The 13,211-nt window shown below is 70.6% G+C and carries 11 protein-coding genes; 6 read left to right on the top strand and 5 right to left on the bottom strand.

The window, feature by feature from the left end:
- Positions 1-110 precede the first annotated feature (110 nt).
- Positions 111-1,019 carry a helix-turn-helix domain-containing protein gene (locus FHU35_RS10095; RefSeq protein ID WP_145738248.1) on the top strand — a complete coding sequence of 303 codons (909 nt, stop codon included), beginning with the start codon at positions 111-113 and terminating at the stop codon, positions 1,017-1,019.
- Positions 1,020-1,069: 50 nt separating this feature from the next.
- Here the strand turns inward: FHU35_RS10095 and lexA are convergent, their stop codons facing one another.
- On the bottom strand, positions 1,070-1,729 hold the full coding sequence (gene lexA / locus FHU35_RS10090; protein ID WP_145738247.1) for a transcriptional repressor LexA: 660 nt from the start codon (positions 1,727-1,729) through the stop codon (positions 1,070-1,072).
- A 119-nt stretch (positions 1,730-1,848) separates the two neighbouring features.
- Here lexA and FHU35_RS10085 point away from each other — a divergent pair, with 119 nt between their 5' ends.
- Positions 1,849-2,583, top strand: coding sequence for a glucose 1-dehydrogenase (locus FHU35_RS10085; RefSeq protein WP_145738246.1), 735 nt, complete (start codon positions 1,849-1,851; stop codon positions 2,581-2,583).
- A 90-nt stretch (positions 2,584-2,673) separates the two neighbouring features.
- On the opposite strand, the gene FHU35_RS10080 is transcribed toward FHU35_RS10085, so the two are convergent.
- The 3 genes from FHU35_RS10080 to FHU35_RS10070 all read right to left on the bottom strand — a co-directional run bounded on the left by FHU35_RS10080 (position 2,674) and on the right by FHU35_RS10070 (position 6,607).
- Entirely contained in the window at positions 2,674-3,744 is a 1,071-nt protein-coding gene (locus FHU35_RS10080) for an NAD(P)H-dependent amine dehydrogenase family protein (protein WP_145738245.1), read from the bottom strand.
- An 88-nt stretch (positions 3,745-3,832) separates the two neighbouring features.
- Positions 3,833-5,323 carry a hypothetical protein gene (locus tag FHU35_RS10075; protein WP_145738244.1) on the bottom strand — a complete coding sequence of 497 codons (1,491 nt, stop codon included), beginning with the start codon at positions 5,321-5,323 and terminating at the stop codon, positions 3,833-3,835.
- A 177-nt stretch (positions 5,324-5,500) separates the two neighbouring features.
- Complete coding sequence (locus tag FHU35_RS10070) at positions 5,501-6,607, bottom strand: ROK family transcriptional regulator (protein WP_145738243.1); 1,107 nt, start codon at positions 6,605-6,607, stop codon at positions 5,501-5,503.
- 292 nt (positions 6,608-6,899) lie between these two features.
- On the opposite strand from FHU35_RS10070, the gene FHU35_RS10065 reads away from it, so the two are divergent.
- On the top strand, positions 6,900-8,192 hold the full coding sequence (locus FHU35_RS10065) for a DUF1479 domain-containing protein (protein WP_145738242.1): 1,293 nt from the start codon (positions 6,900-6,902) through the stop codon (positions 8,190-8,192).
- Positions 8,193-8,216: 24 nt separating this feature from the next.
- Here the strand turns inward: FHU35_RS10065 and FHU35_RS10060 are convergent, their stop codons facing one another.
- On the bottom strand, positions 8,217-9,161 hold the full coding sequence (locus tag FHU35_RS10060) for a hypothetical protein (RefSeq protein ID WP_186459359.1): 945 nt from the start codon (positions 9,159-9,161) through the stop codon (positions 8,217-8,219).
- 227 nt (positions 9,162-9,388) lie between these two features.
- Between FHU35_RS10060 and kdgD the strand changes: the two genes are divergently transcribed.
- The 3 genes from kdgD to FHU35_RS10045 all read left to right on the top strand — a co-directional run bounded on the left by kdgD (position 9,389) and on the right by FHU35_RS10045 (position 13,211).
- Positions 9,389-10,309, top strand: a complete 921-nt coding sequence (gene kdgD / locus FHU35_RS10055; RefSeq protein WP_145738241.1) for a 5-dehydro-4-deoxyglucarate dehydratase — start codon at positions 9,389-9,391, stop codon at positions 10,307-10,309.
- Positions 10,310-10,362: 53 nt separating this feature from the next.
- Entirely contained in the window at positions 10,363-11,688 is a 1,326-nt protein-coding gene (locus FHU35_RS10050) for an enolase C-terminal domain-like protein (RefSeq protein WP_145738240.1), read from the top strand.
- 68 nt (positions 11,689-11,756) lie between these two features.
- The gene (locus FHU35_RS10045) at positions 11,757-13,211 is read left to right on the top strand and encodes a GntP family permease (RefSeq protein WP_246110213.1); all 1,455 of its coding nucleotides are present in this window, start codon (positions 11,757-11,759) and stop codon (positions 13,209-13,211) included.

The following is a 13,211-nucleotide window of genomic DNA, read 5'->3' as shown; positions in this document are numbered from 1 at the left end:
CATCGTTGACGCGACTATACGTACTTTTAGGTAATCAGTGCACGGAATTTTCGACGACCACGGAAAATGAGCTTGAGTCTCCAGCCGGTGGAAGGTCGAGGGTGGTTCCCGTGAGCGAGAAACCGGAGCTGTTCACCATCGGTGAGCTGGCGCAGCGGACGGGACTGGCGGTTCGGACGATCCGCTTCTGGTCCGACAGCGAGGTCGTGGCGCCCGCAGGGCGTTCGACGGGCGGCTACCGGCTCTACGACGCCGAGGCCGTCGCCCGCCTGGACCTGGTCCGGACGCTGCGCGAACTGGGGTTGGGCCTGACGTCCGTGCGACGGGTGCTGGCCAGCCAGGTGACGGTGCAGGACGTCGCGGAAGCGCACCTGCAGGCGCTCGACGCGGAGCTGCGCACCCTGCAGACCAGGCGCGCGGTGCTGCGGTGGACCGCTCAGCACGGCACCACTACCGAGGAGATGAGAACGATGCACGAGGTGGCCAAGATGTCGGCCGATGAGCGCCAGCGCATCATCGACGACTTCGTCCAGCGCACCTTCGAAGGGGTCGACGAGAGCGGTCCGGGCGCGAGCATCGCGCAGGGCATGCGCTCCATGCCCCCGGAGCTGCCGTCCGACCCCAGCACCGCGCAGGTCGAGGCGTGGGTCGAGCTCGCCGACCTGGTCCGGGACGAGGACTTCCGGCGGCGCTGCCGCGACATGGCGGTGATCGGCGCGCAGGGCATCGAGCAGCCCGGCGGCTACTCACCGGAGAAGACCATCGAGCACGCCGGCCACGCCCTGCGCGAGGAGATCTCGCCGGAGTCCGCCCGGGGAAAGGAGGTCTTGGACCTCGTCGTCGATCCGGGCCTGAGCTCGGCGCAGCGCCTCGCGCTGGCCGACACCGTGGAGACCTTCACCGACCGGCGGGTGGAGCGCTACTGGCAGCTGCTGGGAGTGCTCAACGGGTGGCCGCCCTTCGAGCCGCGCGTGGCGAACTTCGAATGGCTCATCGCGGCGCTTCGCGCGCACGCGTGAGCCCCGCCGTGCCGTGCGCGACGCGGGCGGCACGGCACCTCGCCCGACGGCTACACGTTGCGGAGGACGGAGACGACGGTTCCGAGGATGACGGCGTCGTCGCCGTCGATGACCTCGTAGGCGGGGTTGCGGGGTTCGAGGTGGACGTGCCCGTTGCGGCGGCGGAACACCTTCACCGTGGCCTCGTCGTCGAGCATCGCGGCGACGATCTGCCCGGAGTGCGCCTCGGACTGCTGGCGCACGACCACGATGTCGCCGTCGCAGATCGCGGCGTCGACCATCGAGTCGCCCCGCACCCGCAGTCCGAACACGGTGCCGCGCCCGGTGAGCTCGCGCGGCAGGGCCAGCACGTCGTCGACGTGCTCCTCCGCGGCGATGGGCGCTCCGGCCGCGATGTCACCGACCACCGGGACCGGCACCGACTGCTCCTCGCTGGAGCGGGAATTCCTGTCCTGCAGGAAGATCCGCACGTCGATGGGCCGCGACATCGACTCGCTGCGCCGCAGGAACCCCTTGTCCTCCAGGCTCGCGAGGTGGCGCGACACCGAGGACGAGGAGCGCAGCCCGACCGCGTCGCCGATCTGCCGGGTGCTCGGCGCGTACCCGTGCTGGAGGACCCAGTCCCTGATCGTCGCCAGGATGCGCTGCTGGCGCTCCGGGAGGACCGAGGTGTCCAGGTGCTCGAGGTCGAGATCGTCGAATGCGGTCATCCGGAGCATCGTAATCGTCCCCTCGGCGGGATGATCTACCTGGTCACCAGCGCTGAGGCGGCGCGGGACGGGCGGTGAATATTGAAACATGTTCTATTGCTCGGGTAGCGTCCCGGTGCATGGGACGTGTGGAGGGCAAGGTAGCCATCATTTCCGGTGGCGCCCGGGGCATGGGCGCCGCGCACGCTCGGGCACTGGTCGCCGAAGGCGGGAAGGTCGTCATCGGCGACATCCTCGACGACGAGGGCAAGGCGCTGGCCGAGGAGATCGGCGACGCGGCGCGCTACGTCCACCTGGACGTCACGAAACCGGACGAGTGGAAGAAGGCCGTGGACGTCGCCGTCGGCGAGTTCGGGCGGCTCAACGTGCTGGTCAACAACGCGGGAATCGTCAACGGCAGCACCATCGAGAACTTCGACCTGGACCGCTGGCAGCAGATCCTGGACGTCAACCTCACCGGCACGTTCCTGGGCATCCAGGCCGCGGTGGAACCGATGAAGGCCGCCGGCGGTGGGTCGATCATGAACATCTCGTCGGTCGAAGGACTGCGCGGCAGCCCGTGGGCGCACGGTTACGTCGCCACCAAGTGGGGCGTGCGGGGATTGGCGAAGTCGGCGGCGTTGGAGCTGGCACCGCACAAGATCCGGGTCAACTCCATCCACCCCGGCATGATCCGGACTCCGATGACCGAGAACGTCCCCGAGGACATGGTCAAGACGCCTCTGGGCCGGGTGGCCGAACCCGAGGAAGTGGCGACGTTCGTCGTGTTCCTGGCCAGCGAGGAGTCCTCGTTCGCCACCGGTTCGGAGTTCGTCGTCGACGGCGGCCTGGTCGCCGACGTCCCCCACAAGTGACCTCGACGCAGCCGGACGCGAAGACCGCGGTTCTCGAGAGCGCGAGAGCCGCGGTTTCGCGTCTCGCAGGACGCGGATGACGGCAGCCGGTCAGGCGAAGCGGCCCCTGCCGGTGCCCAGCGGCAGGTCGAGCGTGGTGCGGATGCCCGGTTCCGCCGCCACCACCGCCGGGATGGCGTTCACGATGCGGCCCGCCGCGGCGACGATGGCGGCGTGGTTGTGGTCGCCCCGCTCGCTGCTCGGGCAGATGTCGACCGCGTAGGACGGTTCGCCGGTGATCTCCACCCGGTACGAACCGCCGGGCTGGGCGGGGCGCGCCCAATCCGGCCGCAGGTCGTCGCGCAGCCGGGTCACGTGCTCGACGACGATGGCCGGCCTTCCCGCGACCAGTCCGGTGATCTCGAAGCGGACCGCGGCGGTGCCGCCCTGCGGGATGTGCCCGGCGGCGACGTCGAAGGCCTCCGGAGCCGGTTCCCGCTCGACGTGCTCGGTGATCTCCTCGACCTCGATGCCGAAACCCGCCGCCAGCTGCCGAATCGTGGTGCCCCAGGCGATTCCGAGCACTCCCGGCTGGTACAGCATCGGGATCTCGTCCTCGGGCTTGCCGAAGCCCATCACGTCGAACATGACCGTGGCACCGTCGTAGGTGGCGTAGTCGGCGATCTCCAGGCACCGCACCTGCTCGATGCGCTGGCAGGTGCCGGCCAGCGCGAACGGGATGAGGTCGTTGGCGAAACCCGGGTCGACGCCGGTGATGAACAGGCTCGCACCCCCGTCGCGCGCGGACCGCTCGATCCCGTCGATCAGCTCCTGCGGGAACACCTGCCACGGGTACTGCAGGGTGACCGGCGCCGAACCGACGACATCGATTCCCGCTTCGAGCAGGCGGCGGACGTCGGCGATCGCCTCCATCGGACGGGTGTCGCCCATCGCGCAGTACACGGCGCAATCCGGTCGTGCTGCGATGATCTCGTCGAGATCGCCGGTCGCGGTGATCCCGGTGACGCGATCCGACCCGGCGAGCGCACCGGCGTCCCGGCCGATCTTGTCCTCGTGGGAAACCCAGACGCCGGTCAGCTCGCACTCGGCTGCGTCGAGCAGCCCCACGAGCGCCAGTCGTCCCACGTTCCCGGTGCCGATGTGCGCTACCCGGATCCCCACGGCGCCCGCCTCCTCGCGACACGACAACGAAGCCGACCCTACCCGCCCGCACCGGATTTCTGAAACGTGTTTCAGGTCTTCGGCGGGCTCAGCGAGGGGCCGGTTCGATCACGAGGTGCGACGGCGGGTGGGTCGTCGAGGAGATCGTCCAGAACGGGTCGCCCGGCCCCATCACCCGGCGCATCACGAAGTCGACCGGACGGCGCTCGACCGGCTCGAAGTGCCAGTAGTTCAGCTGGAAGAAGGTCCTGCCGAGCGCACCCGACTGGTCGATCCGGTCCTTCAGCGCGTCGGAGACGAACCCCCGGTCGGAGAACTGGTCGACGATCGTGCAGTCGCAGAAGTAGGCCAGCAGCCCGATCTCGCCCGGCGACGCCACCGCCCGGTCGCCGACGATCTCCTTCACCGCGCGCCCGATCCGCGCGTAGTCCGCGGTCAAGCCCCAGTTGGTCATGATCGGCGCCCCTCGCCACGGCATGCCCCAGCCGAGCGCGAAGACCACCTGGCTCGCGACCAGCACCGCACCGACGGTCGCCACGAACGCCTTCCGCCCGCGAGCCGCCACGAGTCCGCCCGCTCCGGCCAGCGCGATCGTCGCTCCGATGACCAGCGGCGCGTAGTACCAGTGGTAGGGCGGGACCTTCAGCAGGCTGTAGGCGCAGTAGTGCGCGACGCCGCCGATCCCGAGCAGCGCCCACGGCCAGGCCGCCGTGCCCTTGCCCGCGGCCCGCGCGAGGCAGAGGCCCACCGCGCAGAGGATTCCCGCCACCGTGATGACCATGACGAGGGAGACCGGGACTGGAGTCAGCCGGTAGAAGAACTCGAAACCGGTCGCGACGTAGTAACCGCTCCAGTCCGCCCGCCAGGTCTTGATCAGCAACGTGTCGGGGACGAGCGAGCCGAAGTGCAGCCAGCTGAACGCGTACCAGGGCGCTGTCACGACGAGCGCGGAGATCAGCCACTTCCACCAGGCCCGCAGCAGGGACGGACGGCCGAACAGGACGATCAGGGGGAACAGCGCGAGGTCGACCCTCGTCATGACGAGCAGCCCGGCGACCACGCCGAACAGCAGCGGCCGGCGGCCGGTCGCCGACACCAGCAACAACCCGAGGAGCGCGGCGGCCATCGGCATCTCCAGGCCGACGGTCGACAGCAGCAGCGGGTTGAACGCGACCGCCGCCGCCCCGAGCAGGCCCAGCCAGGAAGGCATGCCGGACTCGATCGCCGCACGCCGCAGCGCGAGCGCGAGGACCACCGCCGAGACGATGAACAGGGCACCCGCCGCGTGGACCGCGCTGCGCAGGACGAACGTGAAGGCCGCCAGCACCAGCACGTTCAGCGGCGAGGTCGCCGAATTCGCCGGCATGCCGGGGATCATGCCCCACTCGCCGTGGAAGGCGAGGGTGCGCGCGTAGGTCAGGGTGATGTAGGCGTCGTCGACCATCGAGTCGTGCACGAGCCAGACGACGCCGGCCGCCACCGCCGCCACCACCGCGGCCGGCAGCAGCGGAACCCGGCGCCACGGCCTCGCCGCGACCTCCACCTGCAGCACTTCACGTTCCGCGGTGGGAACCTGCACCCCGATCACCCCATCGCCGAATCCACAGGTCGAATCACCGGACAACCCAAGCTGGCACAGGGGTGCGGGGAGGTGCTGGTGAACCTGGGCTCAGCGAGGCGGTTCCACCCGCACGTGTCACGAGATCGAGCCCGACGAGATGAAATTCCGTCATGTACGCCGAGTTCGGCTCAGCGGCTACCGCTCGGCGGCCTGCCGGATGATGCGGTCGCGCAATGCGTCGATCGCGTGGGATCGCGCTCCGGCGATCTCCGGGGACTCGAGCTCCGCCCGGGCGTAGGCGACCTCCCGGGGTGAGGTCGCCTGGTCCGCGAGGGCGCCGAGCAGTGCGGGGTCCCGCCCCCAGGTTCCGCCGAGGACGACCAGCCGCGGGTCGGTGAACGCGATCAGGGCCAGGACGACACCGCGGATCGCCTCGGCCAGCTGCGGCAGGAGACCGTCGGAGCAGCGCGCCCGGAGCGCGTCGACGTCGACGGCCGCGGTGCCGGGCTGGCGGAGGTCGGTCGCGCGGAAGAACTCGGTGAACGGCATCGCCACGCCACCCGGACCGGTGGTGATCACGTGGGCGATCTCGCCGGTCAGCCCGTTGCCGCCACGACGGACCTCGCCGTCGGCGACCACCGCCGCGCCCAGCCCCTCGCCCAGGTGCAGGTAGACGAAGTCCTCGACGCCCGCCGCGCAGCCGCCGTCCCGCTCCGCGCGGGCCGACCAGTTCACGTCGTTGTCGACCTCGATCTCGCCGGAGACGAAGGGGGCGAGCACCGCGACCGGGTCGAGGTCCCCGACCAGGAACGGCTCGTCCGGCAGGTGGACCAGGCGGCCGGTCGACCGATCGACCGGGTCGGCCGCGCTGATCACGGCGCAGCGCAGCGGAACCCGGTCCGCGAGCTGACCAGCGACCTCGTTCAGCGCTGCCGCCGCCTTCTCCCTCCCCGGTGCACGTCCGAGCTCGGCCCGCGCACCCGCCACGACGTCGCCGAAGGCGTCCACCGCTTCGCCGAGCACGCCGCGCGGGGTGATCTCGGCGACCAGCGCAGCACCCGTCGCGGGCACCAGCGAGTAGTAGGAACCCGCTCTGCCCCGACCGGTGGTGCGCTCTCCGGTGTCGGCGAGGACGCCGGATTCGGTGAGCCTGCGGACGCCATCGGAGATCGTGGGCTTCGAGATCCCGGTCAGCGCGGCGATCTCGGTCCGGGTCAGCCGCCCGTGCCGCATGATCGCGCGCAGCACGTGCTCGTCGGTCATGGAGCGCAGCAGGTCCAGGGAAGGCTTAGCGGTGACCACCAGGCCAGTTTAAGAGTTGTTCCAGTGGCTGGTTTGCGTGACGGCGCGGGTGGCGGAACCTCACACGCCGCCTGGACTCCGTGCGCCACTCCTGATGTATGCCAATACACGGCGTCGCGGCGTACTCGCCAGACAGCGTGTGAGAACCCGCGGCGGTGCAGGTTGAGTCCCACACCTGAAGACAACGACACCGCCGCATCTGAAACGACTCCTCGGTCAGGAGTGTTGCCCACATGCTCGGTGCCGGTTACCTTCAGGTTTGGTAAGGAGTCCTAACCAAAGGAGTTCGGCGATGACCGCCACGCACCGAGCGCTCCCGGAGCTGCCGCACTGGGAGACCCTGCCCGCAGACCTCTCCGGCGCGATCCGCGAGACCAAGAGCGCCTTGCGCGCTCGCATCGAGGCGTCCGGGCGCAGCGTCGAGGCGGTCTTCGCCGTCGTCGAGGCCCAGGTCCGCGCCCGGGTGGCCGAGATCCAGCGGCTGCGGGAACGCGGCGAAGATGTCTGGCCGGTCATCGACTACGCCGACATCGCCGCGGGCACCGTGCCTCCCGACCAGGTCGAAGCGGTGCGCCGGCGCGGGTGCGCGGTGGTGCGCGGGCACTTCGAGCGCGCGCAGGCGCTGCTGTGGGACGAGAGCATCGTCAACTACGTCGAGCGCAACGAGTTCTTCCAGAACTACCGCGGCCCGGGCGACGACTTCTTCGGCAGCGTCGGCTCCACGCCCGAGATCTACCCGATCTACTGGTCGCAGGCTCAGATGCGGGCGAGGCAGAGCGACCGCACGGCCCGGGTGCAGTCGTTCCTGAACTCCTTCTGGAAGCACGAGTCCGAGGGCGTGCGCTGGTTCGAACCGGACCGCGACGCGCTGTACCCGGACCGGATCCGACGCCGCCCGGAGGGCGCCGACTCGGCGGGCCTGGGGACCCACAGCGACCCGGGCACCCTCGACCTGTGGATGACCGCGTCCTACCAGCGGGCGTTCCGGCACCTGTTCGACGGCACCGTCGAGGACTACGACCCGTGGGACGCCGCGCACCGCACCGCGGCCACCCAGTACCCGGGGTCGACCATGTGCTCGGCGTTCCGCACCTTCCAGGGCTGGACGGCGCTGTCGGACATGGACCACGACCAGGGCGTGCTGCACGCGGTGCCGATCCCGGAAGCCATGGCCTACCTCATGCTGCGCCCGCTGCTGCCGGACGTCCCCGACGACGACATGTGCGGGGTGATGCCGAACCAGGTCTTCCCCGCCGACCACAAGTGGCACTCCGACGTCCTCGACGGCCTGGTCGGGATTCCCGACGTCGGGGCGGGCGACTCCGTGTGGTGGCACTGCGACGTGATCCACAGCGTCGCGCCGGTCGCCGACCAGCGCGGGTGGGGCAACGTCATGTACATCCCGGCTGCCCCGTGGTGCCCGCGCAACGAGGCCTACTCCGCGTGCGTCCGGGAGGCGTTCCTGACCGGGTCCAGCCCGTCGGACTTCCCCGCGGAGCACTACGAGCGCACCTGGGACGGCCGCTTCACCTACGAGCAGCTCAACGGAACCGGACGCCGGGGAATGGGTTTCGAATCCCGCTGAGGTCCGTTCGCGCAGGACCGGGGATCAACCGCGCTCCGGAACGCGGACATCCCGCGCCCGCACCGGGTTCCGGATGATCTGGTGGAGCGTGACCCCGGCTGCGACGGCGAGGGCCGCGAGTCCCACCAGCGGTAGTGCGCCGGCCACCAGCGGCGCGGCGCCCGGCGGGTCGATCCCGGCCAGGGTCTCGACGACCACGACCGCTGCGAAGGCCGCGTACCCGATCGTCGCCAAGCGAACCACGGTGAGGCGGAACGGTTCTGAGGTGGCGGTGAAGCGCAGCAGCCAGGCGATCGCCGGGAGGACGAGCACGCCGTGCATGGTCGCGGCGTGCCCCGGCTTGAGGACCGCGGTGAACGCGAAGGCCGGAGCGACGTCGCCCTGCGTGCGCGTGAGCACCTGACCCCCTGCCAGCATCAGCGCACCGATCGCCATCGCCAGCAGCAGCGACAGGAAACCGGCCCGCAGCGCCAGTCGCATGCTCGGCTCGACCTCGCCGCTGCACCGCAGCACCAGCAGCGTCGACGTCACCACCACCGCCACGATCACCACGGCACCCGACGCCGCCGCGACGGCGGCCAGGACGTCCAGCCCGGTCGCCCGGTCCGGCGGGATGAAGTGCGACGGCACCCGTCGCCACGCCTGCATGGTGATGCCCGCGACCTCGACCGCGCAGGCGACCGCGAACGCGGAGAGCAGCCGGGCGCGGGTTCGCCGCGCCATCGGGAGGAACGACAGCACCCAGGTCAACGTCGCCAGGGTCAGCCCGAACGACAGGCCGAAGGTCGTCGGCTTCCGCCACGACAGCGGTCCGGTCCACGCACCGCCCGTCGCGACCAGCACGCCCAGGTGGAAGATCCCGCTCACCGCCAGCACCGCGGCGACCAGGTAGCAGACCCGCTCCACGCGCGTGCCGCCCCGGTACGCCTCGACCAGGTCCCTGCCGATCAACGCCACCGCAGATCGCATGCTCAGCACCCCCCGTTCACTCCGGTGCTCGAGCATGCGCGCTGCGCCGGGTCCGGTCGTCCGCCCTGGCGCGACGCTCCGGCTACGCGGCCCGACGTAGTGCGCGATCCCCGGCCCCACCGCATCGATGCTCTGACGGTATCGGCGGATGCTCAATCGGAGTTGGACGCGCATTGATTCACGCCCCTAGTGTCACTTCCGACCGAGCACCGGACCTGGAGGAATCGATGTCGCGCTTCTCGCCTGCCGAGGCCGCCGACCGGCTTGCCAGCGGGCTTCTCTCGTTCCCGGTGACGCACTTCCGCGAGGACCTCGGCTTCGACGAGGCCGCCTACCGCGACAACATCGGCTGGCTCTCCGGCTTCGGCGCGACCGGCCTGTTCGCCGCGGGCGGGACCGGCGAGTTCTTCTCGCTGACCGCCTCGGAGGTGGAGTCGGTGGTGACCGCCGCCGTGCGGGAGGTGCCCGCCGACATCCCGGTGATCGCCCCCGCCGGGTACGGCACGGCCACCGCCGTCGAGCTCGCCCGTTCCGCCGAGCGCGCCGGCGCCGACGGCCTTCTGCTGCTACCGCCGTACCTCACCGAGGCGCCGCAGGAGGGACTGGTCGAGCACGTCCGCGCGGTGTGCGCGGCCACCGACCTGGGCGTGATCATCTACAGCCGCGCCAACGCCGTCTACTCCGACGACTCGGTCATGCGATTGGTCGACGCGTGCCCGAACCTGGTCGGTTTCAAGGACGGCGTCGGCGACATCGAGAAGATGACCCGCATCCACGCGCGCGTCGGCGACCGCCTCACCTACGTGGGCGGGTTGCCGACGGCCGAGACCTTCGCACTGCCCTACCTCGAACTGGGCGTGACGACCTACTCCTCGGCGATGTACAACTTCGTCCCCGAGTTCGCGGTCCGGTTCTACAACGCCGTCCGCGAGCGGGACCGCACCGCGGTTCACCGCTACCTCAACGAGTTCGTGCTGCCCTACTGCGACATCCGCAACCGCAGCGCGGGTTACGCGGTGAGCATCGTCAAGGCGGGCATGCGCGCCATCGGTCGCCCGGCCGGACCGGTCCGCGCGCCGCTGGTCGACCTCGACGACACCGAGCTGGACCTGCTGAACGAACTGATCCAACGCGTACCGGACGCTTGAGCTGCGGCGGATCGACGGCGAACCCGGTCGGCGCTGAACACTCGGAGACGAACATGACACCCGTGATCTCCCAGCTGCGCGTGATCCCGGTCGCCGGGCACGACAGCATGCTGCTGAATCTGAGCGGTGCGCACGCACCTCTGTTCACCCGGAACCTGCTGGTGCTCACCGATTCCGACGGCCGCACCGGTGTCGGTGAGGTCCCCGGCGGCGAACCGATCCGCACCACGTTGGAGGAGTCGGCGGAGCTGGTCGTCGGGCAACCCGTGGCCCGGCTCCGGTCGATGCTGTGCGAGGTGCACGCGCGCTTCGCCGACCGCGACTCGGGCGGGCGCGGAACGCAGACCTTCGACCTGCGCGTCACCGTGCACGCGGTGACCGCGATCGAGTCGGCGATGCTGGACCTGCTCGGGAAGCACCTCGGCGTGCCGGTGGCCGAACTCCTCGGCGACGGGCAGCAGCGCAGCGAGGTGCCGGTGCTGGGCTACCTGTTCTTCCTGGGCGACCGCACCAAGACCGACCTGCCCTACCTCGCCGCCGAGGAGGGCGCCGACGACTGGACTCGGCTGCGCCACGAGGAAGCGCTGACCCCGGATTCCGTGGTGCGGCTGGCCGAAGCCGCCCGGGAGCGCTACGGGTTCCGCGACTTCAAGCTCAAAGGCGGTGTCCTGCCCGCGAGGCAGGAGGCAGAGGCCGTCACCGCGCTCGCCGAGCGGTTCGCGGACGCTCGCATCACCGTGGACCCCAACGGCGCCTGGTCGCTGCGCGAGGCGATCGAGGTCGGCCGCGAGCTGCGCGACGTGCTCGCCTACGCCGAGGACCCGTGCGGTGCCGAAGGCGGCTACTCCGGCCGGGAGACGATGGCCGAGTTCCGCCGCGCCACCGGTTTGCCCACCGCCACCAACATGATCGCCACGGACTGGCGGCAGCTGGGCCACGCGGTGCGCGCGAACGCGGTGGACATCCCGCTGGCCGACCCGCACTTCTGGACCATGAGCGGTTCGGTGCGGGTCGCGCAGTTCTGCCACGACTGGGGACTGACGTGGGGTTCGCACTCCAACAACCACTTCGACGTCTCGCTGGCGATGTTCACCCACGTCGCGGCGGCAGCACCCGGTGAGATCACCGCGATCGACACGCACTGGATCTGGCAGGACGGCCAGCGGCTGACCCGCGATCCGCTGCGCATCTCCGACGGGCTGCTGCCGGTTCCGGTCGCTCCCGGACTCGGGGTCGAGCTCGACGAGGAACGCGTACGGGCCGCGCACGAGCTCCACCTCGCCCACGGGCTCGGCGCGCGCGACGACGCCGCCGCCATGCAGCACCTGATCCCGGGCTGGACCTTCGACCCGAAACACCCAGCGCTCGAACGCGACTGATCGCCGGAACCGATCGCGAGCCTCCCGGGGTTCCGCGGTCGCTGGAGCCGCCCGAACAGGAGGCAACGTTGCCTGCCAGATCGATCGACTCGTCGCTCGCGCTCACCGCGAACGAGATGCCCGAATCCGCCTGGAACCTGCCGCCTCGGGCACTGCTGCTGCTCGTGGCCGGTGGGATCGCCCTGCTCCTGCTGCTGGTGATCAAGGCGAAACTGCACGCCTTCGTCGCCCTGCTGGTGGTCAGCGTGGTGGTCGCGGCGGTCGCGGGCATCAGTCCCACCGAGATCCCCGGCCTGCTCGAAGACGGGATGGGCGACACGCTCGGCGAGATCGCGATCATCGTGGCGCTGGGCGCGATGCTCGGCCGGATGATCCAGGAATCCGGCGCCTCGGACGTGCTCTCCGGGCGGCTGCTGGCCGCGTTCGGCGAACGCCGAGCCCCGCTCGCGGTCGGGCTGACCGCGTTGCTCTTCGGCATCCCGGTGTTCTTCGACGTCGGGTTCATCATCCTGCTGCCGCTGATCTACTCGGTCGCGCAACGATCGGGGCGCTCGGTGATCAGCGTCGCGCTTCCCGCCGTCGGCGGCCTGGCCATCATGCACGCCGTGCTGCCGCCGCACCCCGGACCGGTGGCCGCGGCCGGGCTGCTGGGCGCGAACCTCGGCTGGGTCACCATCATGGGCCTGGTCTGCGGCCTTCCGGCGTGGTTCGTCGGCGCCTACCTCTTCGGCACGCGCATCGGTGACCGTCTCGGCACGCCGGTGCCCACCGCGTTGCTGGGCGAAGCCCGCGAGCAGGCCGGAGCCAGGGGGAGCTCCGCAGGGGGCGGGGCGACGACGCTGGCGCCCCCGTCGCTCGGGGTGACCGTCGGCGTGATTCTGCTGCCGGTGCTGCTGATCATGCTCAACACCTTCGCCGGGGTGGTGCTCCCGGCGGGCGCAGCGCGCGAGGCGCTGGAGTTCGTCGGCGCGCCGGTGATCGCGCTGACCGTCGCGACCCTGCTGTCGTTCTGGGTGCTGGGGCTGCGCGGCGGGTTCTCGAGGGAGCGCGTCGAGAAGGCGGCCTCGGCGTCGCTGGGCCCGGTGGCACTGGTCCTGCTGGTCACCGGCGCCGGCGGTGTGTTCGGCGCGGTCCTGGAGGCCACCGGTGCGGGTCAGGCGCTGGCCGACCTGCTGGGCGGCACGTCCCTGCCGGTCGTGGTGCTGGCGTTCCTGATCGCCACGGCGCTCCGGGTGGCGCTGGGCTCCAAGACGGTCGCGATCGTCACGACCGCGCCCATCGTGGCTCCGCTGATCCAGGAGATGGGGCTCTCCCAGCCGGAGATCGCCCTGGTCGTGGTCGCGGTGGCCGCCGGTGGAACCGTTCTGTCCCACGTCAACGATTCCGGTTTCTGGCTGTTCAACCGCTACATGGACATCGACATCCGCACCACGCTCCAGAGCTGGACGTTGATGGAGACCTTCATGGGCGGCACGGCTTTCCTCATCGCGGCAGTCCTCAGCGGACTGCTCACGCTCGTCTGA

Origin of the sequence: Saccharopolyspora dendranthemae, assembly GCF_007829955.1 — a bacterium.
GTDB classification, from domain to species: Bacteria; Actinomycetota; Actinomycetes; order Mycobacteriales; family Pseudonocardiaceae; genus Saccharopolyspora; species Saccharopolyspora dendranthemae.
Note: the sequence above shows the minus strand (reverse complement) of the source record. Positions and strands in the feature narration are given on the sequence as shown.

Excerpts from the sequence above, each read along its gene's own strand:
- lexA (WP_145738247.1), bottom strand. The coding sequence starts at position 1,729 with ATGACCGCATTCGACGATCTCGACCTCGAGCACCTGGACACCTCGGTC.
- FHU35_RS10085 (WP_145738246.1), top strand. The coding sequence starts at position 1,849 with ATGGGACGTGTGGAGGGCAAGGTAGCCATCATTTCCGGTGGCGCCCGG.
- FHU35_RS10065 (WP_145738242.1), top strand. The coding sequence starts at position 6,900 with ATGACCGCCACGCACCGAGCGCTCCCGGAGCTGCCGCACTGGGAGACC.
- FHU35_RS10060 (WP_186459359.1), bottom strand. The coding sequence starts at position 9,161 with ATGCGATCTGCGGTGGCGTTGATCGGCAGGGACCTGGTCGAGGCGTAC.
- kdgD (WP_145738241.1), top strand. The coding sequence starts at position 9,389 with ATGTCGCGCTTCTCGCCTGCCGAGGCCGCCGACCGGCTTGCCAGCGGG.
- FHU35_RS10050 (WP_145738240.1), top strand. The coding sequence starts at position 10,363 with ATGACACCCGTGATCTCCCAGCTGCGCGTGATCCCGGTCGCCGGGCAC.